Raw genomic sequence first — 25,179 nt, forward strand, 5'->3', positions numbered from 1 at the left:
TTTATTTTACTGACCTATTCTGGATAAAGACCGCGCTAGCGGGGTCAAAAATCATATGGAATTGAGGCGAATAGCCAGATTTAACGCTAGCCAAACTCAGCCAATTTCAAAGCAAGTTCAAGGGAGCCAGCTTGCTAAAATGGCGACTCCAGTTCAAGATTAAATGGATCATTTCAAGCATTTTCAGTATCTTAGAAGCACAACTGTCTTTTGTTATCCACAAAGCCACAATTTCTGTGGATAAGTCTGTGATAAAAAAGCCGATAACTAAGTTAAAAGTGACACCTTAAAACAGGATGAATTAGAGCAAGTCATATTTGCATTGGATAAAATTTAATAAAAACAAATGTTTATAAATATAACTGAAAGTTGTCTCTCATCTGAAAAAAAGTATAGACTTTATCCTCAACTGTGGAAAAGTTAGATTGATTAATTCCTAAACAAGCAAAAATTAGAATGATAACGCCTATTTTTACACGCTTAATTCGTATCTTGGATGCCTTGATTGAATGGTCGGGAAGGGTCATCGCTTGGCTAACGCTGTTTATGGTGCTGGCGGTGGTTTTGGTGCTGATTTTACGGCATGGTTTCAGCTTAAGCGCCATCCCTCTCAAAGAGTCAGTGACCTATATGCACGCTTTGGTCTTTATGCTTGGCGCTGCCTATACCTTGAAGCACAATGGGCACGTGCGAGTGGACGTCTTTTATCAGAAATTCACGCCGCGCCGAAAAGCTTGGGTCGAAATTTTTGGCTTTGTCTTTTTGCTGGTTCCTGTGTGCTGGTTTATTTACCACTATTCGGTCAATACAGTAGCTTTGAATTGGGCTCTTAAGACAGGCTCCAACGATCCTGGCGGTATTCCTTATCTGTATCTGTTAATGGGCTTGTTACTGCTTCTGCCAATCAGCTTGTTTTTGCAAGGCCTCTCCAACAGCTTGAAAAATCTACTGTTTTTACTGGGCAAAGCCCCAGATCCGAACCTTAGCAGTCATCTGAGCGACGATCAAAAGTTGGAGCAACCGCATGCTTGAGCTGCTTATCGATCTATTGCCCCTATTGCTATTCGCTTGCGTCTGCTTAGTGTTGCTATTGGGCTATCCGGTTGCCATTAGTCTAGCGGGGGTCTCCTTATTGTTCGCCGCCATTGGCATTTGGCTGGGTATTATCGAACCCACGCGCTTTAATTTTCTCGGCGGTCGTCTGTTTAAAATTATGGAGCGCGGCACCTTAGTCGCAGTTCCTCTATTTATCTTTATGGGCTTGATGCTCGAGAGAGCCAAGATCGCCGAAGATCTCTTGGACTCGATGGCTACCTTATTTGGTAAGTTGCGCGGCGGCATGGGAATTGCAGTAACACTGGTTGGCATGCTATTGGCAGCCAGTACGGGCATCGTCGGCGCTACCGTGGTCACTATGGGGCTGCTGTCCTTACCCGCCATGTTAAAGCGAGGTTATCAACCCGAATTATCCACTGGCGTTATTTGTGCTTCGGGGACTTTAGGACAAATTATCCCGCCTTCAATTGTTTTGGTGTTACTCGGAGACGTGCTGGCTAATGCGATGACCGAAGCTAAGGGACAGGGCTTAAAAACCGATCAGGTGGCGTCCATTGGCGATTTGTTTATGGGCGCGGTGATCCCAGGTTTAATTTTGGTGATGAGCTATATGGCCTATGTCGCCTTTATCGCTTGGCGTCATCCCGAGCGAGCACCGGCAATTGAGTCGAGCTCCGAAATCAGCCGACGCCAGCTGTATTTTGCTGCATTCAAAAACTTAAGCATGCCGCTAATTTTAATCGTGGCGGTTTTAGGCTCAATCTTAACAGGACTCGCCACCCCCACCGAAGCTGCGGCCATTGGAGCTCTAGGCGCAATCTTATTGGCTATCGTTCGCCAACAGTTCAGTCTAGCGCGGCTAAAAGAGGTCATGCGCGCGACGGTCAAAACCACCAGCATGGTCTTTTTAATTTTAATTGGCGCTTCAATTTTCTCACTAGTATTCCGCCTGTTGGGCGGTGATGAGATGATCCATCAGTTCTTTAGTCAGTTGCCCGGCGGCTTGTTTACAGCCTTGTTGATCGTCATGATCGTGATGTTCTTGCTCGGCTTTATTCTCGATTTTATCGAGATCACTTTTGTCATAGTGCCGATTATAGGCCCCGTATTATTGTTAATGGGCGCCGATCCAATTTGGTTAGGTATTTTAATCGCGATTAATCTCCAAACCTCGTTCCTAACGCCGCCGTTTGGTTTCGCGCTCTTTTATTTGCGCGGAGTAGCACCGCCGGAAATTAAAACTCAGCATATCTACAAAGGGGTCATACCTTTTATTATAATTCAAATGCTGGTATTGATTATGATTGCGCTATGGCCATCGCTGGCGACTTGGCTTCCCGCAACGCTAAACTAATCCGATGGTTTAACCACACACTTATGGTAGGAAAATAAACACCCTATGTCCGAGCGCCCAATTGGTATTTTTGATTCCGGAGTTGGCGGCCTTTCTATTTTAAAGGCGGTGCAAAAACAGCTGCCGAATGAAAACTTGCTCTATTTCGCTGATTCGAAATACGCACCTTATGGCAACTTGGATCAAACTTTGTTAAAACAGCGCTGTTTGTTTATCGCTGATTTTTTTGCCAAAAACAATGCCAAAGCCATGGTGATTGCCTGCAATACCGCAACCGCGCTTATGGCCGAATGGTTAAGGGCTGAATACGATATTCCAATTATTGCCATCGAGCCCGCCATTAAACCGGCAGCGGCTTTAACCAACACGGGGAAAATTGGCGTTTTCGCCACCGAACATACCCTTAATAGCGAGCGCTACCTGTTATTAAAACAGCGCTTCGCCAAAGATATCACAGTCTATGAATCGGCATGCCATGGGTTTGTTGAACAGGTCGAACAAGGCGCATTGGATGCGCCTGAAACCTTAGCGTTAGTTGGGCGCTATTTAAACCCCATGTTAGAAAATGGTATTGATACTCTAGTGCTTGGCTGTACCCACTATCCGTTTTTAAGTCCTAGCATTACAACCGTCGCTGGCGATGCCCCATTAACCATTGTAGATAACGCTGAGGCGGTTTCTATACAATTGAACAAGGTGATTGCAGAAAAGCAGCTACTGAACCTCGCATCTGGCGATAACTCATCAAGCAACAACTCCGGCTTCTACAATAGCGGCGATACCGTAACCAGTTCAGCGGTTATGAGCAAATTACTGGGCAAGCCGCTTAACTTCTTGCATCATAATAACTCTGCTCAGAAACCTTATGCCATTGACGCGCCTGATCGCGAAAACTGATAAAAGACTCCAGTATCCGTCGATCCAGATCGCTGCTTGCTTGTTCGGTTAACATCTCATCAGAAATTTTAGCCAGCTCCGTTAACACCTCTTGCGGTAACTCTTTTAGCACGACTCCATGTTTTTCCACTAAGGTTTGCAAGGCTTGGTTATTACGCGCGGTAAAATCCGCCAACATATCCGCATTAGCCGCGCGGCAAGCTTGAGTGACCACTTGCTGCAGATCTTCTGGCAAAGCTTGATAAGCATCTTTATTGATCAAGGCTTCTAGCGTAGTGCCAGGCTCGTGCCAGCCAGGATAATAATAATATTTAGCCGCTTTAAACAAACCAAAAGCCAAATCGTTATAAGGGCCGACCCATTCAGCAGCATCAATCACCCCAGTTTCCAGCGAGGTAAAAACTTCCGAGCCAGGCATCAGCACTGGAATACCGCCAGCCCGTTTCCAGACTTCGCCGCCAAGCCCTGGAATACGCATTTTAAGCCCTTGCACATCCTGCATGGAGTGGATTTCTTTATTAAACCAACCCGCCATCTGCACCCCAGTGTTGCCTGCGGGTTCAGGCATTAAACCCACCGGATCATACAGCTCCTGCCAAAGCTCCAAGCCGCCACCGTGCAACAACCAGCCGTTCATTTCTTGTGCATTCAGGCCAAAAGGAACCGAGGCAAAAAACGGCGCCATCGCTAATTTACCGCGCCAATAATAAGCTGCTCCATGACCCATTTGCGCAGCGCCGATCGCCACCGACTCAAACACTTGCAAGGCCGGCACTAATTCGCCAGCGCCATAAACCTTCACTCGCATCCGGCCGCCGCTCATCTGATTAATCAGTTGTGCTAAATATTCCGCTCCTTCACCCAATCCAGCAAAGTTTTTCGGCCAAGTCGTGACCATGGTCCACTCAATCACCTTACCGCTAAAGCTATTGCCACTAGCGGATGCGGATTGGTTTTTCTCTGGCGGTTTATTCGGTTTGCTACAAGCGCTAAGTCCCACCGCCGTCGCACCCAAGCCGCCAATAAATTTTCTACGTTTCATCTTATTTTAAGCTCTAAAAAACTACTGGCATCAATGTACCGACTATAATAGGCTATGGCAAATTTGTTCAACTTTTCACCCCAGAATGGAGTTCGCATGTCCAGTTTTATTAATATCTATGAAAACGCGCTTAGCCCTGAGTTTTGTCAGCGCTGTATTGATAAATTCGAGCAAAGCCCAAACAAACGCCAAGGAGAAACTGGTCATGGGGTGGATAAAATTAAAAAGAACAGTATCGATATTACCATCACTAATTTTGCAGATGAATGGCAAGACGAAATGACCCATCTGCAAAATATTGTCTTACAAGGTCTGATTCAATACGTTCGCCAACACCCCTTTATGCTTGCCGGTGCGATTTCCCTCACCTATCAAAACCAAGATGGTGAAATGGAGCCATTATCCTACGTTGATGTGGAAAAGATGGACGACGCTTCGCTGGCGAATTTTTTACGCGCGGTGTATCGCCTTGGCTCAGTTAATTTACAAAAGTATGAAAAAGGCAAAGGCGGCTATTTCCATTGGCATTCGGAACATTATCCGCACCCGCAAGATCCCCATCAGGACTCGTTACACCGCACTTTGCTTTGGATGTTTTACTTAAACGATGTCGAGGAAGGCGGCGAAACCGAATTTTACTTTCAAAAAATTCGCTCCAAACCCAAACAAGGCTCGCTACTGATCGCGCCCGCTGGCTTTACCCACACCCACCGCGGACAAAAGCCAATTTCCGACGATAAATATATTTTCACCAGCTGGGTCTTGTATCAAAGAGCGCAAGATATGTACCAACAAGCACCGCAAGGATAAATTTTTCTCTAGCTCAAAAAAAGCCCAGCAATTGCTGGGCTTTTTCCCTTAGGTACTCACTACATACTTAGATAAGCATTAAGGCGTTACACTTTCCTCATCCGAACAAACGGTAGTCGAGTTACGTTCGCAAATTTGATAAGTATAAGTTACGCCAGCAGTAACATTCTTATCGTTCCACTTACCATCGTTACGAGTAGTTTTGATCTTAGTGCCATCGCGATAAATATCGACACGCGAGCCATTTGCTCCAGACCAACGAACTTTTAAGAAGCCTTTGCGAGTAAAGCCGTCGAAGTATAAATCGATTGGCGCTGGGCCGGTTCCGCCATCAGTTACTGTGACTTGCTGAGTAGCATTATCTGTCGCACCGTCATTATCGGTTAGGGTTAGCGTGACCGCATAGGTACCGGCGCTACCAAAGGTATGATTAGTGGTTGCACCAGAGCCACCGAATGACCAAGCATAGCTTGCAATGGAACCGTCCGGATCATTGGAACCAGAGCCGTCGAAACTACAGCTTAAATCGGCACAGCTAAAGGTAAAGCTCGCGTTAGGCGCTTGGTTGGTGGGTGGCGTGCCGCCATCGATTTCAGCGATTGCTGCAGCCGCATCCACAATACCATCACCACAGTTAGAGGTATTACAGCTAGAGCCAGATGGGAAGGCTCGTGCAGAATCTTTTAACGCCTGCTCGATTTCATCCGGTGTCGCATTTGGGTTCGCCTCAAACATCAAAGCCGCAACACCCGCCACATGCGGCGCTGCCATCGAAGTTCCTTGGTAATACACATAAATATCACTACCCGGACCTTGAGCACCATCATTCAAGGTTGAAGCAATGCCATCATTGCCATTGCCGCCTGGCGCTGCAACATCAATATTGGAGCCGTAGTTTGAGTAAGAAGCGCGCTCGCCTTGACGACCGGTTGCCGCCACGTTAATAACGCCTGGACAGTTGCCTGGGCTGTAATTTGAAGAATTGGCATTGCTATTACCCGCAGCAACCACCACCACAGCACCATTGGCTTTAGCGGTATTAATCGCATCGATTTCCGACTGCGAACAAGCGCCAGAGCCGCCAAGACTCATATTGATAACTTTGGCAGGATTAGGATTTCCCGGCACGCCCGAAACGCTACCGCCAGATGCCCACACGATGCCATCCACAATATCCGAAGTATAGCCACCACACTTACCTAAGACGCGTACCGGTACTACCTTAGAATTATAAGCAACGCCAGCAACCCCAATATTATTGTTGGTTACCGCAGCAACCGTACCGGCAACGTGGGTACCGTGCCAGCTTGAGTCTTGCGCTGAGTTAAAGCCACCACACTCATTAAAAGTAACCCAATCACCTGGATCGAGCGCGTCTGAATCACGACCGTTGCCATCATTAGCAACAAAGGTATCGTTGATCATGTCATAGCCACCAATAATATTGGCCGCTAAGTCAACGTGGGGACGATAACCCGTATCCAAGACCGCTACATTCACCCCAGCACCCGTAGCTTGATCCCAAGCGTCTTCAAGGTTAATACCGCCAGTAGCTTCATGATAGTGCCACTGCAGATTATAAAATTCGTCATTAGCCGTTGCGAAAGGCTTTTTAATCGCATCAATTTCTACGAAAGCCACATCCGGATCGGCGGCAATTTGTGCCATCAAACGTGCTAATTGCTTGCGATTTTGCTTACGATTAAGCTTTACTACTTGTGCACCATTGTGCATAAAACGGCGATGCTGCATCGACTCTGCGGTGCGCGCAGCCATACTGTTCATGGCATTAAAACCAGATTTATTTTTTAGATTAACGTGTTGTTTATATTTAATGATCAAACGATCAGAAACGTCTTCAGCTTGGACGGATAAACTTAAACCCATAGCCACAGCAACAGCCGCAGGCACTAGGCCGCTTTTCATAGATAACTTCATGGAACTACCCCGTGATTGGTTATAATTTAGGCTTTATAGCCTCTCCTTCTTAACACTCAAAACTAACCAGTGTTGTTGTTCCGTTAACCGGACTTTGCAAGTTATAGCAGTTCAGAAAGTCGCCATCAATCATTATTTAAACTAATTTTATGAGGCAATTAACATTACTTAAATTAATGTCAATATTTTTTACATTTTAGGTAACGGCTTCCAATTTGGCATAAGCTACCATCAGCTTTTTTAGCCCTTCGGTTTCAAAATTAATTTGTACCGAAGCTTGCGGGCCATCGCCTTCATAGTTAATGATGATGCCTTTGCCGAACTTGGGGTGTTTAACCAATTGGCCTAGATAGAAACCTTCGGGACTTTTTTTGCGGATGGGTGATGATTTGGTGAAAACAGGTCTTTGCACTTGGGTGTTTAAACGCACTTCGCTTAATAATTCCGAAGGGATCTCGCGAATAAAGCGCGACATTTGCGGATAGGTTTCGCGCCCAAATAAACGCCGCTTTTCCGCATAGGTCAGATACAGCTGCTGCATCGCTCGGGTGATGCCGACGTAAGCCAAACGCCGCTCTTCTTCGAGTCCGCCTGGCTCATCAAGCGACATTTGATGGGGAAATAGTTTTTCCTCGACTCCGGTGATAAAGACTAGCGGAAACTCTAAACCCTTAGCCGAGTGTAGCGTCATCATCTGCACCGCTTCTTGGTATTCTTCAGCTTGAGTATCGCCAGCTTCCAATGAAGCGTGGGATAAAAAGGCGGTCAAAGGCTCCATATCAGGCAGTTCTTCTGGCACTACTTCGTCCGGATCAAACTCACGTGCAGCGCTCACCAATTCTTGCAAGTTTTCTTTGCGTGCTTGGCCTTTTTCGCCTTTTTCCTTACCGTACATTTCTAACAAGCCAGAATGCTCAATAACAATCTGAGTTTGCTCAGCCAGCTCCAACTCGGCTGTATCTTGATCAAGCTCATTGATCAAATTTACAAAGCCAGCCAAGGCATTCTTGGCTCGCGGAGTTAATAAATTCTCCGCTACCATTTTTTCCGCAGCCTGCCACAAAGACACTTGCTGACTTCGCGCCAATTCGCGGATCGCATCAACCGATTTTTGTCCTAGACCGCGCGCTGGCTGATTCACCACCCGCTCAAAAGAGGCATCGTCATTACGGTTCGTCATTAACCGCAAATAGGCCAGAGTATCCTTAACCTCGGCGCGCTCGAAAAAGCGCAAGCCGCCATAAATCCGATAAGGGATCCCTTTATACAGCATCGATTCTTCCAAGATCCGCGACTGGGCGTTGGAGCGATACAGGATTGCTATGTCGTTATAACTGTTGCCTTGGCCGATCCAATCTTCAATCCGCGCCGCAATAAAGCGCGCCTCTTCTTGTTCATTAAAAGCCGCATAAACCGCAATCGGCTCCCCTTGGTTACCATCGGTCCAAAGGTTTTTGCCTAAACGGTCATTGTTATTGGCGATCACGGCGTTGGCCGCCTTTAAAATCGTCGAGGTGGAACGGTAATTCTGTTCCAAACGGGACACTTTACAATCGGGGAAATCTTGTTCGAACTGGCGGATGTTTTCGATTTTCGCGCCGCGCCAGCCGTAAATCGACTGGTCGTCATCGCCGACTATGGTGATACGATTGTTAGCGCTACACAGCATCCGGATCCAAGCATATTGGATATGGTTGGTATCTTGAAACTCGTCCACCAAAATATGCGCAAAACGTTCTTGGTAGTGCTGTAACAAGCGCGGATTTTTGCTCCATAGCTCATAAGCACGCAGCAACAGCTCATTAAAATCTACCAGGCCGGCGGTTTTACAGGCTTCTTCGTAGGCGTAATACACCTTGATCATGGTGCTAACAAAAAAATCACCATGATGATGAATATCACCCGGTCTTAGCGCCTCATCTTTTTTCGCATTGATATACCACTGGGCTTGTTTTGGCGGCCATTCGTTATCGTCTAGGTTAAGCTCTTTCATCACCCGCTTGATCACTCTGAGCTGATCCTGCGAATCGAGGATCTGAAAACCTTCGGGTAAACCAGCATCTTTATAGTGGGCGCGTAATAAGCGATGCGCAATCGAGTGGAAAGTCCCAATCCACATACCGCGCGCCGGCATTGCCAGCATATCCTCAACCCGCCCACGCATCTCGTGCGCCGCTTTATTGGTAAAGGTCACCGCCAAAATTCCATTCGGTGAGACGCCCTCGACCTTAACCAACCAAGCAATCCGGTGTACTAATACACGGGTTTTGCCCGAGCCAGCACCGGCTAACACCAGCAAGGCTTTGTTGGGCGCGGTTACTGCTTCAGTTTGTGGCTCGTTTAGCGACTCGAGTATGCTTGAGGCATCCATTTAGGGTATGCTTATTAAAATTTTGATTGATGACCATTGTATGAAAAAAGCGGCTGTATTTTTACTCTTTTTCAGTTTTATTTCGCTAGTTAGCTGCCAATCACCCTATACAGCCACACCGCCACTTGATCCGGTAGCTAAAGCTTATCAAAAACAGCAGTTGCGAGTACAAAATCAGCATAAAACTATCGTTGGCTATAAAGCAGGGCTCACCAGTCAGGTAGGTCAAGCCAAGTTTGGGGTTACGCAACCCATAGCCGGCGTCTTATTTAAAGAAGGGCTGTCTTATGAGCGTCAAGTCTATCTATTGAACGACTACCAGCGCTTGATGTTGGAAACGGAAATTGGCTTTATCCTCAAAACCGATCTGCCTCAATTTGTGATTTTTCCACCGGATATTCGCGGCTTTTTCGACCAGGCCGTTGCAGTGATTGAACTACCAAACCTAGATTTCCCCAATCTGAGCAAGGTCACTGGGATCGATTTGATAACCACCAATGTTGCATCTAATCACTTCTTGATTGGCAAGCCCAAACCTTTAAACCCAAGCACCATCAATTCCATCACCACGGAACTGACTCGTAATGGGCAAACGGTAATAAAAGGTAAGGCGACCGATGCTATGGGCGATCAATTGGTAGCGCTTCGCTGGTTAATGATGAGACTACAAAGTGCTGGCTACTCGCTCAAAAAAGGCGATATTTTAATTACCGGCGTTTTAGGCAAGATGATCCCTGCCGAACGCGGTCAATACGATGCGGACTTTAGCGAACTGGGTCAGTTAAGTTTTTCTATTCAATAGTGTTAGTCGACAGTTTAGGAGCAAATATGAAAGCGGTTTTACTCGATGCCGATACGCTTGGCGATTGGCAAGATCCAGCCAGCAGCGGCGGCGTTGATTTATCACCAGTGAGTCAGCTGTTCGACCAATTTGAAATTTATGGTCAAACCGAGCCGAGCCAAGTCTTGGCGCGTTGTGCTGATTGTGAGGTGATTATCACCAATAAAGTCGTACTCGATCGGGCTCTGCTTGAGCAGCTACCGAACCTACAGGTGATTCAATTAACTGCTACTGGCATGAATAATTTGGATCTAAACGCCTGCCAAGATCTAAATATCCAAGCCTTAAACGTCGAAGACTATTCAACCTATACGGTGGCGCAACTGACCCTACAATTTATGCTGAATTTTGCCACCCGTACCATTGAGCATGATCGGCTGACCAAGTCAGGCGCTTGGCAAGCTAGCCGAATTTTTACCCTAACCAATTACCCCACCATCGAGTTAGCGAATAAAAACCTAGTGATTATTGGGCAGGGTAATATTGGTAAAAAAGTGGCACAACTGGCGCAAGCCTTTGGTATGAAGGTAAGTTTTGCGCAGCTGCCTAATCGCCCCGTTAGGACTAATCAGGAACCACTGATGGACGCAGTACAAAAAGCCGATTTTATTAGCCTACACTGCCCTTTATCGCCAGAGACTCAACAGCTCGTCGATAGTGAGTTTTTGCAACAGATGAAACTCAGCGCCTACTTAATCAATACCGCCCGCGGGCCCATTATTAATGAAACGGATCTGGCCAAAGCTTTGCAAAATAAGATGATTGCAGGGGCAGCGCTGGATGTCTTATCGCAAGAACCACCGACCGCTGACAATCCGTTGCTGAACAAGCCACTGAACAATCTAGTGCTCACTCCACATATCGCTTGGGCGAGTCAGGAAGCCAAAGTGCGCTTAATTGATAAAATGGCTACGAACTTAACTGACTATTTATCCAATAACAACTTGCCTAATCGCCGCTAGGTAAAATCAAATCGAGTGTAAGACGCCGATTTGCTCAAAGTTAAGTTCCAAATGCGGCACCTTAGCCGCTTTGGCGCTTAAAATATCTGTTTCAAAACTATCGCCAATATGCACTAACTGATTGGTATTAATTTGGTAATGAGCGACTAGATAATTGAGCATTTCTGGCGAAGGTTTAGCCTGCCCATGAATTCCGGCGATCAAATGTTGATCAAAATATTTCGCTAGACCGACTTGATGCAAATTTGAATTACCGTTTGAAGTTGCCACTAGGGTGTATTTTTTTGTCAGTGTTTGCAAAACCTGCCGGCTAATTTTCGGTACTTGAATTTGATTGCGCCAATGATAAAAAATTGCAAAAGCCGGATTAATTAAGGCCAAATCACCGTCAGTGTCTATTAGCATTTGTTTGATCACTGCTTTACGCAATAAGGTCATATTATCGAAGTTTTGGTTCGATAGTTGCAGTTGCTGCGCGATAGATTCCATCGCATCAATAGAAAAGCGCTCTTTAATTGGTGGGTGCTGCTCAGATAAATAATCGAACAAAGCCTGTTGGCAGGTTTCTATAACGCCGCGATTGTCCCAAAGCGTATCGTCCAGATCAAAACTGATGATTTTAATTTGATCCCAAGCTATGGACTTGATGTCGGTCACTTTTTGTTTTTCTCTTTAGTAGCTTTTAAGGATTCAGGATTCTGCTTCTTGGCAGTTGCTTTCTTATGGGCTCGCGGGTGCGCCGCATCGTAAGTTTTAGCTAAATGTTGAAAGTCTAAATGGGTGTACACTTGGGTGGTGGCGATACTGACATGGCCTAATAATTCTTGTACCGCACGCAAATCACTGGAAGACTCTAGAACATGAGTCGCGCAAGAATGGCGTAGCTTGTGTGGATGCAGCTTGTCATTCAGACCTAATACTTTACCCCAGTGGGTTAAGCGCATTTGTATTCCGCGTTGCGATAGGCGCTTGCCATTTTTATTTAAAAATAAGGCCAATTCTTGCGGATCTTTGAGCAACAAGCTGCGTGCCTTGAGCCAAACCTTAATCGCCTCAATAGCAGCAGTTCCAATCGGCACTTGCCGCTGCTTATTACCTTTACCCAATACTCGCAGTTCTTGGTTGGCCAGATCCATATCCGGCAGATCGATCCCCACTAACTCACTCAACCGAATGCCCGAACTGTAAAACAACTCCATGATCGCTTTATCCCGCTGTTGTAACGGCTCGTCTGTGGGTATTCGATCTAAAAACTGAGTTAAGGAGTCAACGTCAATATTTTTGGGCAACCGTTTCGGCTTTTTTGGCGCACGAATACCCTTAGCAGGGTTCGACTTAGCCAATTTGTGCGCGACCAAGTAATCAAAAAATTGACGCACTGCACTTAATGACTGGGCAATACTGGTGGCGGATTTTCCTTGACGATTTTGCTCGGCAACAAACATTCGGATCTGCTGCCCTAATATCATCGAATAATTGTCCAGCTGATAGCGCTGACAGTAGTCTTGAAATCTATTTAAACAGCGTTGATAGCTGCTAACGGTATGCTCTGAATACAACTTTTGATGACTTAGGTAATCGAGATAAGCCTTTATGTGTTGTTGCATACTGTCATCGCTTATTAATACCCATTAACTGTAATATTTACCCAAACAGGATTGGGTTACATCACCAATCAAGCGTAAAAATAAAGTCCCCATGTCGGCAGTAAATAAATTAGCATCCTTACTACCCAATACCAGCACGCCCAGCTCTGCTCCTTCACCTAGCGGAATAAGCGCGTAAGACTGAATATTTCTATCGCCATCAAAAAGTTGCGCGGTACTATCTGTAACGCGACCACACACTGGCTCTTCAGTAATAAATTTTTGTTCCGTTAATTGCTGAATGGTGTAAAGATCACCATAGTTAACATGATTTAAAGTACCACTGGGATCAAACAACCAAATACGACTAGTATCAATAGCGAATTTATCGTTAAGTTGCGCTAATAAATTATCCACCAATTCTTGCTCCGAGCGAGCTTCAATTAAAGCCACCGTTAAGCCAGTGGCTTTTAATAACAATTGGCTATTTTCAGTCGCGGTTTTAAGCATGACTTCTAGCTGCGCGTTTAATTTTTGTTGGCGCTCTCGCAAGTTCAAAATTTGCTTTTCAACCAATGATACAGAACCATAAACATTATGATGCAAACGCATACTGTGCAGCAATTCATCATGGTCATGAAAAAAATCAGGATTTTGTTTTAAATATTCAACGATCTTTTCTTCAATGATGCCGTTACGCGGCTGTCGTAGTTTTGAATTCATAGTTCTATTTGCCCTTCATATACCCATTTGGCTGAACCGGTCATAGACACATTATTTTGATCTTGGTTGCTTTGACCATGCCATTCAATCCACAAATTACCACCTGGCAGGGTAACTTTCACTTTCTTTTCGGTTAATTGATTTAGTCGACTCACCACCATCGCAGCACAAGCTCCAGTGCCACAAGCCAGCGTTTCGCCTACCCCCCTCTCATAAACCCGCAATTTAATATGTTCACGATCCACGATCTGCATAAAGCCTACATTGGCTTGCTGCGGAAAATAACTGTGCTCACTCATCGCCTGCCCAACTTTTTCGACATTAAAGGTTTCTAAATTGTCCACCTTAATAACGCAGTGCGGATTGCCCATCGACAAAGCGCCCACTTGGTATCGAATGCCTGCAGCTTCTAACCCATAATTAGTCGACTTTTGTGCATAACGCAAAGGGATCTGCTCAGGCTCAAAGCGCGGCGCTCCCATATTGATGGTGATCAAACCGCTATCTTCTAGCAGCGCCTGCATCATCGCCGTATTAGTCGATAAAGATAGTTCTTTTTTCCAACTTAAGCCCCGCTGCCTAACGTATTTAGCCACACAGCGAGCGCCATTACCGCAATGACCCGCTTCGCTTCCATCAGCATTGAAAATCCTGAAATGGAAATCTGCTGCGGGATGTTGCGGCGGCTCGATCAACAATAGCTGATCAAAACCAATCCCAAAATTGCGATGACTCAAGCGAGCGATCTGAGCCTTGTTTAGGTAAACAGGCTGATTGATGCCATCAACCACCATAAAATCATTGCCCAGCCCATGCATCTTACTAAAGTGCAGCAGCATCAAAGCCCCCTTCGGTTGGGGCTAACAAAGGCACAGCTGCCGATTTAGAGACAGCTACCGACAAACCACTTTGCTCTGGCTCTGGAGCCGGATGACGCAAAGGGCCCTTCTGGCCGCAACCACTAACTAGGATGGCCAACAAAACTAAAGTTCCGAAGACTCTAACGGATGATTTTTTCATGATGTTCGAACACAATCTTTATTGCCGTTATCTTGCATGAGCTTGGCTTTATCTGCAAGATAAGTTTACAATTCACCCCTAGTAGCGCCTTCAAGTTACAACCTTTAGCCCCAGAATTATAGACTGAGCCAATGAACAGCCACGAATACCACCAAAAAATTGAAGCCACCTTATTAGCCATTGAAGAAGCGATGGAAACCATGATCCAAGAAACCGATATGGATATCGATTACGAAACTGGTGGTGGGATCCTAACCATCAGCCTTGGTGCTGGTGGTAAATTGATCTTAAATCAACAAGCGCCACTCCAACAGCTTTGGCTGGCGGCAAAAAGTGGTGGCTATCATTTAGATTGGAACCCAGCGATCAACCAATGGCAAACCGATCGCGATGGCGAACCGCTCGATATCCTATTTAATCGGGTTTTTACCGAGCAAACGGGGGTCGAAGCGCATATTGTTATCGAAATATAGGTTGCCGATACCCAAAACAAAATCCTCTAACCCTAATTATTGCTATGACTGATACCAGCGAACTACTACCCTGCGAGATTATCGCACCACAAAGCACCCACCAAGCCAGTGTTATTTGGCTGCACGGCCTTGGAGCTGATGGCAATGACTTTAAGCCGATAGTGCCAGAGCTGAAATTACCCACCGAGCTCGGGATCAAGTTTATCTTTCCTCATGCACCAGTAATGCCCGTAACTATTAACAATGGCTATCCGATGCGTGCTTGGTACGATATCCGCAATGCCGATCTATCCCAGCGCGAAGATGGCGATGGGGTGCAAAAATCTGCTGGACAAGTGATGGCTTTGCTACAAGCAGAGTTAGACGCGGGCATTGCGCCTGAAAAGATAATCTTGGCTGGTTTTTCTCAAGGCGGCGCTGTAGCTTTGCATTTAGCCACTCGACTAACTTTCAAAATTGGTGGCATTATTGCTCTCTCCACCTACCTGACTCAAGCCGATAAACTCGCTCAAGAGATGACCAGCGCCAATCTTGAAACTGCTATTTTTATGGCACACGGTTCGCAAGATCCGGTGGTACCGATACAAAGAGCCCAAATAAGCGCTAAAACCTTGGCCGATAACGGCTACCAGATCCTATGGCAGGACTACCCGATGCCGCATGCGGTCTGTGCTGAAGAAATCCAAGCCATTAGCCAATATCTGCAACAACAGCTGGCTTAAATTATTGTAACTTAGTAGCCAATGGTTTGATTTTATTGGCATTTTTTGTTGATTTAAGCCACTATTAGCTTATGAAGCATGAAATGCCACAAATGGCTGAGCTGCCAGACTTTTGTCGAGCCAGTATTCTTTATTTAACCATAATAGCCAGCCTGCTGCTTGCCGCACTGATGGCCTTTTTAGGTACAAACTGGCGCAGCAATTATTGGCTCAGCTTTTCGTCCTTTGCCCTGTTTAACCTCTGGACGGCCGTGTCTAGTGTTGGCATCCTGTGCTTTATCAAGCGCTATTTTGGGCAAATGACGCTGCGACGCTTTTCTAACTTAGCAGTGCTTATCACCACCAGCATTAGCATTATCTTTAGTCTTTTGCTGCAATGGTACTTGGATCAAACCATCACATTGGATTTTTTGCTGCGCAATGGCGCTATTGCCTTGATTGTCAGCGGCGTTTTCTTTCGCTATTACTTTTTACAGCAACAATCGTTACTGCAAATCCAATCAGAAGCTGAGGCTCGAGTGCAAGCGCTGCAGTCGCGCATTCGCCCCCACTTTCTGTTTAATAGCTTAAATACGCTAGCCAATATGGCGACTATCGATCCTGATAAGACCGAAGAATCCATTCTCGATCTGGCGGATATTTTCCGCGCCAGTATGCAAAGGGCCGACAAACTGATCCCTTTTGCCGAAGAACAGCAACTGTGCGAGCAATACCTTAAGCTGGAAAAACAGCGTCTAGGCGACAAGCTGCAATACCAATGGCAAACTGACACCATTGCGCCAGAATTGCCTTTCCCACCTTTATTACTCCAGCCGATAATCGAAAATGCGGTCTATCATGGCGTCCAACATCGACAAGCTGGCGGCGAGATCCTCATTACCGGTGTCAGCGCCAAAAACCATGTGCAACTGGAAGTGACCAATCCGCTACCGACCACGCAAGCCAGTTTACACAAAGGCAATTCGTTGGCACTGCGCAATATTCGCCAACGGCTTGAGGTGCTCTATCAAGGACGCGCCCACTTGAGCTATCATAGCTCCAATGATAGCTTTTATTGTCGAATCAAAATTCCAAAGCGGCAGGCTTTGGAGTTTGAGTAATCACTCTCAAAGGGAGTCTTGATGACAAAAATCAGCGCGCTTATAGTTGACGATGAACAGCCAGCCAGAGAGCGACTGACTCGTCTGATCAATCCGATCCAAGCGATTGATCTGATTGGTGAAGCCGATAGCGCCGATGCAGCTTTAGCAATGATTGCAAAACATCAGCCGCAACTTATTTTTCTTGATATTTCCATGCCCAGCATGAGCGGAATTCAACTAGCGGAAACGCTGCGGCAACAAGCTAACACTGCTAAAATTATCTTCACCACCGCTTTTGACGAATACGCACTGGATGCTTTTGACGTTAGCGCTAGCGATTATCTGCTCAAACCGATCCGCCGTGAGCGGCTACTTGAAGCCATAAAAAAGGTATTGCCGGAACCCAAAGAAGACGCATTTATTGTGATTAAGGATGCCAAAACTACCCGAAAGATTGCCCTAAATGACATTATCTTCTTGCACGCTGACCAGAAATATACCGAGGTATACCTTAGTCATACTAGCTATCTCACTTCCGACAGCCTCAAGGAGTTTGAGCAGAATTTTTCCGGCTATTTTTTAAGAATCCATCGCTCGACTTTGGTTAACCGAAACTTTCTCAAAGGCTTTGAGCAGCACAAAAGTGGTATGTTTGTAACCCTGAATGATACCGACAAAACTCCCGAAGTCAGTCGCCGTCATCAAGCTGAAGTACGCAAATTTTTTAGTCGTTAATCGCATTAGACTCTTCCATCAAACCTCGGTATCAAACCTTAGTGTCAAGCTCGGTTGAAACTGTGCTAAAATCCGCTTAACTTTACTACTAAAAATCAGTCCAACAAGCTTCATGCCAATCAAGCAACTACGAATCGCCACTCGCCAGAGCCCGCTCGCACTATGGCAAGCAGGATATGTACAATCGCGTCTACAACAACTTTATCCAGACTTATCGGTGGTGCTGGTTCCCATGACCACTCAAGGCGATAAAATTTTAGGCACGCCCTTAACTAAAATTGGCGGTAAAGGTTTATTCGTAAAAGAATTAGAGCAAGCAATGCTCGACGATAAGGCAGACATAGCAGTTCATTCCATGAAAGATGTTCCCTATCGCTTTCCACAAGGTTTAGAGCTTAAAGTTATTTGTGAGCGCGAAGATCCGACCGACGCTTTCGTCTCTAATCGCTATCAAGATTTAGCAGAATTACCCGTCGGAGCGGTGGTTGGCACTTCCAGTATGCGCCGCAAAGTTCAACTACTTCGGTTTAGACCCGATCTTGAAATCAAGGATTTGCGCGGCAATGTCGGAACTCGCTTATCGAAACTGGATAATGAAGAATACGACGCTATCATTTTAGCTAGCGCTGGCCTTAAACGCTTAGGCCTAAGCGAGCGGATCAGTAGCGCTATCTCGCCAGAGCAAATGTTGCCAGCGCCAGGGCAAGGAGCCGTTGGTATTGAAGCTCGTACCAATGAACCTGAGCTGGATGACTTATTAGCACCATTAATCGATAAGGATACTCAGCTCAGAGTAGCAGCCGAGCGGTGCATTACGGAAACCTTGCAAGCTAGCTGCCAAGTACCAGTCGCCGCCTTTGCGACTATTGATAAAACGCAAGAAGAGCGACTTTCGCTCAAGGCTTTAGTGGGTGGTCGCGATCAAATTATCATTACCGCCGCAGCGAATGGCGATAAAAAAGATGCGCTAAAGATAGGCAATCAAGTAGCGCACCAATTGCTCGAACAAGGCGCCAAAAACTTAATGCAGTCTTATCTCGCAACTACTGAGCAAACAACTACTGACAGTAGTCATGAGTAACCGCAATTTCTCCATTCTTATTACTCGGCCCGAGCCCTACGCTTCGCAGGCGGAACAGCTTTTTAGCGCGAATGACTTTAGCGCCTATGCTACCCCCCTAATCGATTTTGCCCCCAAAGAATTTGATTCTGACTTGGCTAGCGAGGCCGATCTGGTGATTTTTATCAGCCAACAAGCGGTTAACTTTTTTCTTGATGCTGCTTCCCATGATCCTCAAGAAACCATAGCTCTACTGAAACAAAAGCCCATTATTGCCGTTGGCCAAGCCACCCAGCAAGCACTAGCAACAGCAGGCATTGAAGCACAGATACCCGCAACCGCGAATAGCGAAGGTATTTTAGCGCTGGTTGCAAAACTGGCCGAGCCAGAGCAGAAAATTGCTTTAGTTCGCGGTAATCAGGGGCGCAAGCTACTCGAGCAAAAATTGCCTGAGAACTATTCTTTAGCCGTATTAGAAGTCTATCAACGACTGGTAGTCGCCCAAGAGTTCCCTAAATTGGCTGCGCCCAAAGCTATACTTATCACCAGCGAGCAAGTTTTAAGTTTGGTCACAGAGCAGCTGGCAAGAAAAGAAACTGCTCAGCTGCAAAATTCTGCAAAATCTTCAAAACATGACTTTGCATACCTCTGTGCAAGCGACAGAATAAGGGATAAAGCACAACAATTGGGGCTCACAAATTGTTATACTGCGGCTAGTGCCAGTAACCAAGACTTGCTAGAAGCAGCATTTGCATGGCGCCAGCAACAACTTAAACAACAAGAGCGTGAGCGACACGCAGATCAACCACTAGAATTACAGAGAGCGACTATGAGCGAATCCGAAAACCAAGCCGACGAATTGATCGAAGCTTTAGAGATTGAAGAGCAAGAAGTTGCTTCCGAACCTCCTCAGAAAAAGTCCTCACCTTTAAAGTGGCTACTAGCGCTTATTGTCATTGCTGCGCTTGCTTACGGCGGCTTTTGGCTGTGGCAACAATGGCAAGCCATGCAGGCAGTACAACAAGACAATTCTCGACTAGTAGAACTTGAAAAATCACAACAATCGCAAAGCCAGCAGCTTAGTCAGTTGCGCAACAGCCTTAGTCAACAACACACTCAGGCCGCACAACAAAGAACTGAATTAGAGCAACAAATAGAGCTATTGCAACAACAGCTGATCGCCAGCCAACGAAAATTTCAATCATTAACTGCCGATATAGAAACTCAATCCACCAACTGGCAAATCGCTGAAGCAGAGTACTTAATTCGCCAAGCAGCACAAAAACTGCATTATTCCGACGACACTGATTCAATTGTTGCTTTATTAGAAGCTGCCGACCAGCAACTATTATCCGTAGGCGACTCCAACTTATTAAGTCTAAGACGCGCCATCAGCAAGGATATTGCACAGATCAAAAGTGTTGCCCCATTGGATATCGATACCATTTTAGTGAAACTCGATGCTGTAGAACTGCTACTGCCCCAATTAACTTTAGCCAGCGTGCAATTGGGTAGCTTCTCTGAACAAACTGAACCGGAAGTAGCGGCGACCGCTCCTAGCGCTTGGCAAACCTTTAAAACCAATGTGCGCAATACTTTTAGCGATTACTACAAAATTCATCACTATGATCAATCGGTCAAACCTTTTATTAATCCGCAGCAAGCCGATCTACTGGAGCAAAATCTGCGTCTTAATATACAGATGGCGCAACTAGCCGCGCTCAGACACCAACAAACGGCATACGATAAAGCGCTCAAAGAGTTATCCATATGGGTCAACGAATACTATCGCAGCGATTCAACTTCAAAAACTCTGTTAGAAAATTTAAAACAATTATCTCAGGCCAAAGTAGCAATAAGCTTACCCAATAAGATCGAATCTTTAAGTTTTATTAAACAAAGTCAGCAGCGCCAACTTAATCAATGGCTACAATCCGAACAAGTTGAAACTGCTAATAACAGCAACAAGCTTGCCGCAGCCGCAGATGAGTCAGAAGAAGAGGATGTATTGGCTAACGATAACCATACTGGTGATATCGATCAAAAAATCCAAGATTCCATTAAACGACTCGAAGATAAGAAACCCGAAACAAACGACGGAGATCAAGAATGAAGCTACGTTGGTATGTCATCATCGGGCTTTTTATTGGCCTACTCTCAGTACCCTTTATTCGTAATATTAAAGGCTCAACCTATATTTTATTCGATAAAACCGCGATTGAATTTCAAAATTATTTCGCAGTGACTGTGTTAATGGTCGCTTTCCTATTAATTTGGTTTGGTTGGCTTCTGATCCGTTATTTACTCAAAGGCACCGATAAAACTTTAGGCTGGTTCGGCGGCCGAAAAGGCAGCAAAGCGCGCCAACAAACTATTGATGGCATGATTGCCTTATCCGAAGGCCACTGGCAAACGGCGGAAAACCTTTTAGCAAAAAGTGCTGTGACCAATGACACCAAGCTGATTAACTATTTAGGCGCGGCGCGCGCGGCGCAAAAACAAAGCGATGTGAATAAACGTGATCACTTTTTAAAACTTGCCGTCCAGTCCGAACCAGATGCGCAAATGGCGGTTGGCTTAACCCAAGTTGAATTGCAAATCGAAAATTCAGAATATGAAAGTGCGCTAGCTGGTTTAAGCCACCTTCGCAGCATTAATCCAAACCATCCCTTTGTATTGACCCTGCTAAAAACCGTCTATACCAAGGTTGCAGACTGGAAATCCTTAATCGAATTGTTGCCCAAACTAAAAAAGCATCGGGTTTTAGACGAGCCAGAATTTGCCGAATTTGAACATGATGTTTGGCAACAGCGCTTGCTCCGGGCCGCCGATAAAGGCTTGGATAAAATCGAATCTCTATGGCAACAAATGCCAAAGTCGCTCACGAAAGACAGCCAGCTCAACAGTATCTATTGCCGTAGTCTACACCGATATCAACAAGACGAGTTGTCTGAATCACAAATCCGGCAGACTTTAAAACGCGACTGGAATAATGAATTAGTAGCCTTGTACGGACAACTAGAAAATCAAGATACCGGCAAGCAACTGGCAACTGCAGAGCAATGGCTCAAATCCCATCCGAACGATACGGTTCTACTAAATACCTTAGGCAAGCTGTCACTGAATCACCAAATTTGGGGCAAAGCAAAAAACTATCTTGAGCAAAGCTTAGCGATCAAACCTAGTTCCGAAGCCTACTTCTACTTGGCTAAAGCTTTTGAACACTTAGGGCATCCTATCAATGCGCAAGAAGCCTATCAAAAAGGATTAGCGTTACAGGTGTTAACACCACCTTAATTGACTTAAGGCTAAAGCTGTTTGATTTTTATGTTAAGGGTAGCTTTTGGCTGCCCTTTTTTTACTTGCTTATCGGCGACAGTTTCATCGTCCGTCAAGCGCTCCTTAAAACCACAATCCACACATTCACGCACCGGAATATGGCGCACACTATTTCCTTTTACATCTTCTTCCCGATAAAACACCAACGAATCCATCGCACTGCATTTAGGGCAACGCGCTCCTGCGATAAATTGTTTTCTTAAGGACATAGTTTCCTGCTTCAGGCTGATTGTATTTCCAATGGCTTTGCTTTAAGGTTTACGGACGATTAACTTACGATAATTTTAGGTCCAGTAGCCCACATGTCTGAACTTAGCAGTACTTGGCTCACCATATTACCGCCCATTTTAGCAATTATCCTTGCTATCTGGAAACGCCAAGTTATTTTGGCATTGGTTGCCGCTATTTTTTGCGCCGAGTTAATCTTAGTTTCCGGCAACCCAGTCAGCGCCTTTAGTCAAATGGTAGAGCGTGTGGTTGGCGTTTTCCAAAGCAGCTATTCAACCCGAGTGCTAATGTTCAGTTTGTTAATTGGCGCCTTAATCCAACTGATTAAAATTTCCGGTGGCGTCAGCGCTTTTGTAGAATGGTTAACTCGAAAACGCTATGTAGACAATCAACGCAAAGCAGGTTTATTGCCCGCCATTTTGGGCTCCTCAATTTTTATCGATACTAACATGAGCGTTTTAACCGCGGGCGTGTCTTCACAAAGCTTGTTCGACAAATTTAAAATGAGCCGCGCTCGTCTTGCTTATATTATCGACTCTACTTGCGCGCCGATTAGTGTTTTAATTTTGCTCAACGGCTGGGGCGCAGCGATTTTAGCCGAGGTTATGAAAAGCGACGTGGCCAACGCCAACTCGGTTGTCATTGGCAGTATTCCCTTAAATTTTTATGCCCTTATTACTTTAGTGATTGTGTTCTATACGGTACTGTCGACTAAAGTTTATGGCCCCATGAAACACTCTGAAAGCATTGCCGTGGAGCAGCCACCGCTTAAGATGGAAGCCGCCACCAAAAAACGCTATATGGTGGTGCCGCTACTGTTTATGGTCGCCAGCATTATCATCTTCATGTATTTCACTGGCGATGGCGATATTCGCAATGGCTCAGGTTCGCAAGCGGTCTTATGGTCGGTGATCCTATCCATCGCACTGTGTTTTATCATGTTAAGGTTCGATGGCAAACGCAACACCAACGAACTGATCGAAGAATCCTTCAAAGGCATGGGCAATCTATTGCCACTAGTGTCTTTAGTGCTACTCGCCTTTGCCCTTTCTTCATCCATGAAAGCGCTTGGCACAGGCGAATTTGTTGCTAGTGCCATTGGCGAATGGCTACCCAACTGGTCGATTCCAGCACTGATTTTTGTCTTAGCGGGCTTTATCGCCTTCACCACCGGAACCTCGTGGGGAACTTTCGGCATCTTAATTCCAATTGCCATGCCCATCGCCCTTAATTTAGGCATCGACCCTAGCCTATTGCTCGGAGCTGTGCTCGGTGGCGCCGTGTTTGGCGATCATGCTTCCCCCATCTCCGATACCACAGTAATTTCTTCGTTGGCCGCAGGTTGTGATCTGCTGGAACACGTTAAAACCCAGTTACCTTACGCCTTGTTTGGTGGCACCATTACCATTGTGCTTTACCTGATCGCAGGATTTTTAGGGTAATTTATGAAAGCTTTACGATACGGCGTTATTGGTAATCCCATCTCGCACAGCTTATCGCCGCAACTGCACCAGCAATTTGCCCAGCAATTTAAGCTTGATATTAGCTACGGCAAAATTTGTGCCACGCAAAAAGGCTTTAATCGCGTCCTAAACGATTTTTTTGAGTCCGGTGGCAAAGGCTTAAACGTCACTGCACCTTTTAAACTCGCCGCGCTCGACTATGCCGATATCATTACCCAACGCGCCGAAGATGCCAATAGCGTAAATACTCTCGTTATGACCAAAGAAGGCATTTTAGGCGATAGCACCGACGGTATGGGATTCTTAAAAGATCTCTATAACAAGCAACTGGAATTTAATAACAAAAGAGCCGTCTTGCTCGGCGCCGGCGGTGTCGCTCGTTGTATTGCTTCGGCATTATTATTGGATGCCTTTGAAGTCTATTTGATTAATAGAACCGAATCTAAAGCCCAGCAACTAGCCGACGATTTATCACATCTTGGTCATATTAAAGTTTATGATAAAGAAAATTATATCGATCTAGTGGTTAACTCGGTTAGCAAGAATGGCGAACAGTATCTTAACGATATTTACTTTGACTTAAACGCTAAGGCCTACGATCTAAACTATGGCGACAAAGCCGAAAAATTCTTAGCTCACGCCAAACAATTCACCACCCAACAAATCAATGGTCTTGGAATGCTGATCGAGCAAGGCGCCGAATCTTTTGGCCTTTGGACGGGAAAACATCCTGATGCGTCAATAATTCGCCAAGAAAGGCTACTTGATCGCAGCCCACAATAGAATGGCATGCCTCGAAAGCTAGATTTTACTCAGAATAGAAGTAGTATTCCATACCTCTATTTTGAAAATCATTTGTAACAACCTCTTTCTTACCTTTAAGTAATTCCATGGTGCCAAGTTGTGCTCCTATTAACTGCATTTTTGGTATGCGACTTTCTATATTTCCATTTTCTTCATCGACTCTAAAGCTTAATTTGCATATTTTATCTCGGCACTCAACATTCGAGAAAAAAACATTCTTTTCTAATAAAACATCATATATCCCTTTTTCATATATGTGGTTATTAATCTCTGCTGTATGTTGGATACTTTTGGTGGTTGTATTTGCTTTATTAAAGTTGTCTACAACACTACCAACCGATGAGCTCACTTCTTCGTCCGTGTATAAATCAGAAAGCAGTGCTTCGGCCACATGCTCAACATCTTTCGGATTAAGAGAAGCCCCCTTACTTTTCTCTAATTCTTTATTTTCTAGATTAGAGGCGAGCACATCACTATTTTTCCATGAGTTTTCATAATCGAAGTTTGTTCTAGTTTCTACTACATCATCATGTTCAACCCTTACAGGTAATTGTGTCGTTTCATTCTTATTTATTAGAAGAAATACCGTTACTATGATTAATAAAGAAATGCCAGTAATTGCTTTGATTTTCATTTTCCTTCCTTAATTGTTATGTTATTGAGTTGACGGGAT

25 protein-coding genes are annotated in these 25,179 nt (G+C 45.3%); 15 read left to right on the forward strand and 10 right to left on the reverse strand.

The genetic code is table 11. From position 1 onward, the window contains the following. The first annotated feature begins 456 nt into the window (after window positions 1-456). From NFS34_RS03285 to murI, 3 genes are read left to right on the forward strand one after another with little or no spacing between them, the layout of a single operon-like run. Entirely contained in the window at window positions 457-1,032 is a 576-nt protein-coding gene (locus NFS34_RS03285) for a TRAP transporter small permease subunit (protein WP_251358458.1), read from the forward strand. Beyond that, window positions 1,025-2,410 carry a TRAP transporter large permease subunit gene (locus NFS34_RS03290; protein WP_251358459.1) on the forward strand — a complete coding sequence of 462 codons (1,386 nt, stop codon included), beginning with the start codon at window positions 1,025-1,027 and terminating at the stop codon, window positions 2,408-2,410. Before NFS34_RS03285 ends, NFS34_RS03290 begins: the two co-directional genes overlap by 8 nt. Window positions 2,411-2,455: 45 nt before the next feature. Further along, window positions 2,456-3,307, forward strand: coding sequence for a glutamate racemase (murI, locus tag NFS34_RS03295; RefSeq protein ID WP_251358460.1), 852 nt, complete (start codon window positions 2,456-2,458; stop codon window positions 3,305-3,307). Here murI and NFS34_RS03300 read toward each other — a convergent pair. Beyond that, window positions 3,237-4,349, reverse strand: coding sequence for a TRAP transporter substrate-binding protein (locus NFS34_RS03300; RefSeq protein WP_251358461.1), 1,113 nt, complete (start codon window positions 4,347-4,349; stop codon window positions 3,237-3,239). The two genes, murI and NFS34_RS03300, sit on opposite strands and share 71 nt — an antisense overlap. 96 nt (window positions 4,350-4,445) lie before the next feature. Between NFS34_RS03300 and NFS34_RS03305 the strand changes: the two genes are divergently transcribed. Continuing rightward, entirely contained in the window at window positions 4,446-5,159 is a 714-nt protein-coding gene (locus NFS34_RS03305) for a 2OG-Fe(II) oxygenase (protein ID WP_251358462.1), read from the forward strand. A 78-nt stretch (window positions 5,160-5,237) separates the two neighbouring features. On the opposite strand, the gene NFS34_RS03310 is transcribed toward NFS34_RS03305, so the two are convergent. Both NFS34_RS03310 and uvrD read right to left on the reverse strand, forming a co-directional pair. Then, complete coding sequence (locus NFS34_RS03310; protein ID WP_251358463.1) at window positions 5,238-7,097, reverse strand: S8 family serine peptidase; 1,860 nt, start codon at window positions 7,095-7,097, stop codon at window positions 5,238-5,240. 196 nt (window positions 7,098-7,293) lie between these two features. Then, window positions 7,294-9,468: a DNA helicase II gene (uvrD, locus tag NFS34_RS03315; RefSeq protein WP_251358464.1), complete on the reverse strand. Its 2,175-nt coding sequence runs from the start codon at window positions 9,466-9,468 to the stop codon at window positions 7,294-7,296. A 7-nt stretch (window positions 9,469-9,475) separates the two neighbouring features. Here uvrD and NFS34_RS03320 point away from each other — a divergent pair, with 7 nt between their 5' ends. Next, on the forward strand, window positions 9,476-10,270 hold the full coding sequence (locus NFS34_RS03320) for a 2-keto-4-pentenoate hydratase (RefSeq protein WP_251358465.1): 795 nt from the start codon (window positions 9,476-9,478) through the stop codon (window positions 10,268-10,270). Window positions 10,271-10,296: 26 nt separating this feature from the next. Beyond that, window positions 10,297-11,271: a D-2-hydroxyacid dehydrogenase gene (locus NFS34_RS03325; protein WP_251358466.1), complete on the forward strand. Its 975-nt coding sequence runs from the start codon at window positions 10,297-10,299 to the stop codon at window positions 11,269-11,271. A 6-nt stretch (window positions 11,272-11,277) separates the two neighbouring features. Here NFS34_RS03325 and NFS34_RS03330 read toward each other — a convergent pair whose 3' ends face one another. The 5 genes from NFS34_RS03330 to NFS34_RS03350 are packed head-to-tail and all read right to left on the reverse strand — an operon-like array spanning window position 11,278 to window position 14,600. Beyond that, complete coding sequence (locus tag NFS34_RS03330; RefSeq protein ID WP_251358467.1) at window positions 11,278-11,928, reverse strand: HAD-IA family hydrolase; 651 nt, start codon at window positions 11,926-11,928, stop codon at window positions 11,278-11,280. Further along, a complete protein-coding gene (gene xerC / locus NFS34_RS03335) occupies window positions 11,925-12,878 on the reverse strand; it encodes a tyrosine recombinase XerC (protein ID WP_251358468.1) in 954 nt (317 codons plus the stop codon). Before xerC ends, NFS34_RS03330 begins: the two co-directional genes overlap by 4 nt. A 24-nt stretch (window positions 12,879-12,902) precedes the next feature. After that, a complete protein-coding gene (locus NFS34_RS03340) occupies window positions 12,903-13,580 on the reverse strand; it encodes a DUF484 family protein (RefSeq protein ID WP_251358469.1) in 678 nt (225 codons plus the stop codon). Beyond that, window positions 13,577-14,419 (reverse strand): diaminopimelate epimerase, encoded by an 843-nt coding sequence (gene dapF, locus NFS34_RS03345; RefSeq protein ID WP_376707930.1) that lies wholly within the window; start codon window positions 14,417-14,419, stop codon window positions 13,577-13,579. Before dapF ends, NFS34_RS03340 begins: the two co-directional genes overlap by 4 nt. Next, a complete protein-coding gene (locus NFS34_RS03350) occupies window positions 14,403-14,600 on the reverse strand; it encodes a lipoprotein (protein ID WP_251358470.1) in 198 nt (65 codons plus the stop codon). Before NFS34_RS03350 ends, dapF begins: the two co-directional genes overlap by 17 nt. 131 nt (window positions 14,601-14,731) lie before the next feature. On the opposite strand from NFS34_RS03350, the gene cyaY reads away from it, so the two are divergent. The 7 genes from cyaY to NFS34_RS03385 all read left to right on the forward strand — a co-directional run bounded on the left by cyaY (window position 14,732) and on the right by NFS34_RS03385 (window position 21,969). Next, window positions 14,732-15,073 carry an iron donor protein CyaY gene (gene cyaY, locus NFS34_RS03355; protein WP_251358471.1) on the forward strand — a complete coding sequence of 114 codons (342 nt, stop codon included), beginning with the start codon at window positions 14,732-14,734 and terminating at the stop codon, window positions 15,071-15,073. 44 nt (window positions 15,074-15,117) lie between these two features. After that, complete coding sequence (locus NFS34_RS03360) at window positions 15,118-15,795, forward strand: alpha/beta hydrolase (protein ID WP_251358472.1); 678 nt, start codon at window positions 15,118-15,120, stop codon at window positions 15,793-15,795. Between the two features lie 71 nt (window positions 15,796-15,866). Beyond that, a complete protein-coding gene (locus NFS34_RS03365) occupies window positions 15,867-16,895 on the forward strand; it encodes a sensor histidine kinase (RefSeq protein ID WP_251358473.1) in 1,029 nt (342 codons plus the stop codon). A gap of 21 nt (window positions 16,896-16,916) precedes the next feature. Then, complete coding sequence (locus NFS34_RS03370; protein ID WP_251358474.1) at window positions 16,917-17,612, forward strand: LytTR family DNA-binding domain-containing protein; 696 nt, start codon at window positions 16,917-16,919, stop codon at window positions 17,610-17,612. Window positions 17,613-17,724: 112 nt separating this feature from the next. Beyond that, window positions 17,725-18,693 (forward strand): hydroxymethylbilane synthase, encoded by a 969-nt coding sequence (gene hemC, locus NFS34_RS03375; protein ID WP_251358475.1) that lies wholly within the window; start codon window positions 17,725-17,727, stop codon window positions 18,691-18,693. Next, on the forward strand, window positions 18,686-20,785 hold the full coding sequence (locus NFS34_RS03380; RefSeq protein WP_251358476.1) for a uroporphyrinogen-III C-methyltransferase: 2,100 nt from the start codon (window positions 18,686-18,688) through the stop codon (window positions 20,783-20,785). The genes hemC and NFS34_RS03380 overlap by 8 nt, the downstream gene beginning before the upstream one ends. Further along, window positions 20,782-21,969, forward strand: a complete 1,188-nt coding sequence (locus tag NFS34_RS03385) for a heme biosynthesis HemY N-terminal domain-containing protein (protein WP_251358477.1) — start codon at window positions 20,782-20,784, stop codon at window positions 21,967-21,969. Before NFS34_RS03380 ends, NFS34_RS03385 begins: the two co-directional genes overlap by 4 nt. A gap of 11 nt (window positions 21,970-21,980) precedes the next feature. Here NFS34_RS03385 and NFS34_RS03390 read toward each other — a convergent pair whose 3' ends face one another. Beyond that, window positions 21,981-22,220 carry a YheV family putative zinc ribbon protein gene (locus NFS34_RS03390; RefSeq protein ID WP_251358478.1) on the reverse strand — a complete coding sequence of 80 codons (240 nt, stop codon included), beginning with the start codon at window positions 22,218-22,220 and terminating at the stop codon, window positions 21,981-21,983. Window positions 22,221-22,313: 93 nt separating this feature from the next. Here NFS34_RS03390 and NFS34_RS03395 point away from each other — a divergent pair, with 93 nt between their 5' ends. Both NFS34_RS03395 and aroE read left to right on the forward strand, forming a co-directional pair. Further along, window positions 22,314-23,681 carry a Na+/H+ antiporter NhaC family protein gene (locus tag NFS34_RS03395; protein ID WP_251358479.1) on the forward strand — a complete coding sequence of 456 codons (1,368 nt, stop codon included), beginning with the start codon at window positions 22,314-22,316 and terminating at the stop codon, window positions 23,679-23,681. 3 nt (window positions 23,682-23,684) lie between these two features. Beyond that, window positions 23,685-24,485, forward strand: a complete 801-nt coding sequence (gene aroE, locus NFS34_RS03400) for a shikimate dehydrogenase (RefSeq protein WP_251358480.1) — start codon at window positions 23,685-23,687, stop codon at window positions 24,483-24,485. A 25-nt stretch (window positions 24,486-24,510) separates the two neighbouring features. Here aroE and NFS34_RS03405 read toward each other — a convergent pair whose 3' ends face one another. After that, window positions 24,511-25,140 (reverse strand): hypothetical protein, encoded by a 630-nt coding sequence (locus NFS34_RS03405; RefSeq protein ID WP_251358481.1) that lies wholly within the window; start codon window positions 25,138-25,140, stop codon window positions 24,511-24,513. Between the last annotated feature and the right edge of the window lie 39 nt (window positions 25,141-25,179).

It is taken from the genome of Kangiella sp. TOML190 (assembly GCF_023706045.1).
Taxonomy (GTDB): domain Bacteria; phylum Pseudomonadota; class Gammaproteobacteria; order Enterobacterales; family Kangiellaceae; genus Kangiella.

Coding starts and splice junctions, on each gene's coding strand:
- NFS34_RS03285 (WP_251358458.1), top strand. CDS start 457: ATGATAACGCCTATTTTTACACGCTTAATTCGTATCTTGGATGCCTTG.
- NFS34_RS03290 (WP_251358459.1), top strand. CDS start 1,025: ATGCTTGAGCTGCTTATCGATCTATTGCCCCTATTGCTATTCGCTTGC.
- murI (WP_251358460.1), top strand. CDS start 2,456: ATGTCCGAGCGCCCAATTGGTATTTTTGATTCCGGAGTTGGCGGCCTT.
- NFS34_RS03300 (WP_251358461.1), bottom strand. CDS start 4,349: ATGAAACGTAGAAAATTTATTGGCGGCTTGGGTGCGACGGCGGTGGGA.
- NFS34_RS03305 (WP_251358462.1), top strand. CDS start 4,446: ATGTCCAGTTTTATTAATATCTATGAAAACGCGCTTAGCCCTGAGTTT.
- NFS34_RS03310 (WP_251358463.1), bottom strand. CDS start 7,097: ATGAAGTTATCTATGAAAAGCGGCCTAGTGCCTGCGGCTGTTGCTGTG.
- uvrD (WP_251358464.1), bottom strand. CDS start 9,468: ATGGATGCCTCAAGCATACTCGAGTCGCTAAACGAGCCACAAACTGAA.
- NFS34_RS03320 (WP_251358465.1), top strand. CDS start 9,476: ATGCTTATTAAAATTTTGATTGATGACCATTGTATGAAAAAAGCGGCT.
- NFS34_RS03325 (WP_251358466.1), top strand. CDS start 10,297: ATGAAAGCGGTTTTACTCGATGCCGATACGCTTGGCGATTGGCAAGAT.
- xerC (WP_251358468.1), bottom strand. CDS start 12,878: ATGCAACAACACATAAAGGCTTATCTCGATTACCTAAGTCATCAAAAG.
- NFS34_RS03340 (WP_251358469.1), bottom strand. CDS start 13,580: ATGAATTCAAAACTACGACAGCCGCGTAACGGCATCATTGAAGAAAAG.
- dapF (WP_376707930.1), bottom strand. CDS start 14,419: ATGCTGCTGCACTTTAGTAAGATGCATGGGCTGGGCAATGATTTTATG.
- NFS34_RS03350 (WP_251358470.1), bottom strand. CDS start 14,600: ATGAAAAAATCATCCGTTAGAGTCTTCGGAACTTTAGTTTTGTTGGCC.
- cyaY (WP_251358471.1), top strand. CDS start 14,732: ATGAACAGCCACGAATACCACCAAAAAATTGAAGCCACCTTATTAGCC.
- NFS34_RS03360 (WP_251358472.1), top strand. CDS start 15,118: ATGACTGATACCAGCGAACTACTACCCTGCGAGATTATCGCACCACAA.
- NFS34_RS03365 (WP_251358473.1), top strand. CDS start 15,867: ATGAAGCATGAAATGCCACAAATGGCTGAGCTGCCAGACTTTTGTCGA.
- NFS34_RS03370 (WP_251358474.1), top strand. CDS start 16,917: ATGACAAAAATCAGCGCGCTTATAGTTGACGATGAACAGCCAGCCAGA.
- hemC (WP_251358475.1), top strand. CDS start 17,725: ATGCCAATCAAGCAACTACGAATCGCCACTCGCCAGAGCCCGCTCGCA.
- NFS34_RS03380 (WP_251358476.1), top strand. CDS start 18,686: ATGAGTAACCGCAATTTCTCCATTCTTATTACTCGGCCCGAGCCCTAC.
- NFS34_RS03385 (WP_251358477.1), top strand. CDS start 20,782: ATGAAGCTACGTTGGTATGTCATCATCGGGCTTTTTATTGGCCTACTC.
- NFS34_RS03390 (WP_251358478.1), bottom strand. CDS start 22,220: ATGTCCTTAAGAAAACAATTTATCGCAGGAGCGCGTTGCCCTAAATGC.
- NFS34_RS03395 (WP_251358479.1), top strand. CDS start 22,314: ATGTCTGAACTTAGCAGTACTTGGCTCACCATATTACCGCCCATTTTA.
- aroE (WP_251358480.1), top strand. CDS start 23,685: ATGAAAGCTTTACGATACGGCGTTATTGGTAATCCCATCTCGCACAGC.
- NFS34_RS03405 (WP_251358481.1), bottom strand. CDS start 25,140: ATGAAAATCAAAGCAATTACTGGCATTTCTTTATTAATCATAGTAACG.